The organism is Pseudomonas sp. SIMBA_041, from assembly GCF_046535095.1.
Lineage (GTDB): Bacteria > Pseudomonadota > Gammaproteobacteria > Pseudomonadales > Pseudomonadaceae > Aquipseudomonas > Aquipseudomonas mucoides.
The window spans coordinates 1-366 of sequence record NZ_JAWRXJ010000082.1 but is presented as its reverse complement, the minus strand read 5'-3'; the positions used below and the strand labels follow the sequence as shown (position 1 = coordinate 366).

The 366-nt window shown below is 40.2% G+C and carries 1 protein-coding gene; it reads left to right on the top strand.

Annotated elements, in window-relative coordinates; translation table 11 throughout:
• Window positions 1–57 precede the first annotated feature (57 nt).
• Window positions 58–225: a hypothetical protein gene (locus SB725_RS30320; protein ID WP_410923045.1), complete on the top strand. Its 168-nt coding sequence runs from the start codon at window positions 58–60 to the stop codon at window positions 223–225.
• Window positions 226–366: the final 141 nt, after the last annotated feature.

The window sequence follows — 366 nt, the reverse complement described above, 5'->3', positions numbered from 1 at the left end:
ATGGTGTGACCAGTTTTCGAATTTCTTTTGCAAATCGATAACAGGAGGGTCGATCATATGACTTGGACGGAAAGGCTTTCTCTTCGCATTGCACAATCTATCAAGACTGAAGAAACCCCCTATTCTATAGGACAATTAGCACATGGAATTGAAATCTTTGTACTTAATGTCATGAATGGTGACACGCTTTACGCAACCTTCAGTCTTACAGCTTTGGTCACCTGATTCCACTTGTAATCCAAGGGCTTTGACCAACTTACGAGCAGGCACATAAACAGAACCTAAGATGAGCATCTTGTCAAGATCTTTGCCATTAACTCGAACATCTTGGTTGCTTCCATTTCACATTTTCACCTAAATTTTTTC

Coding starts and splice junctions, on each gene's coding strand:
- SB725_RS30320 (WP_410923045.1), top strand. CDS start 58: ATGACTTGGACGGAAAGGCTTTCTCTTCGCATTGCACAATCTATCAAG.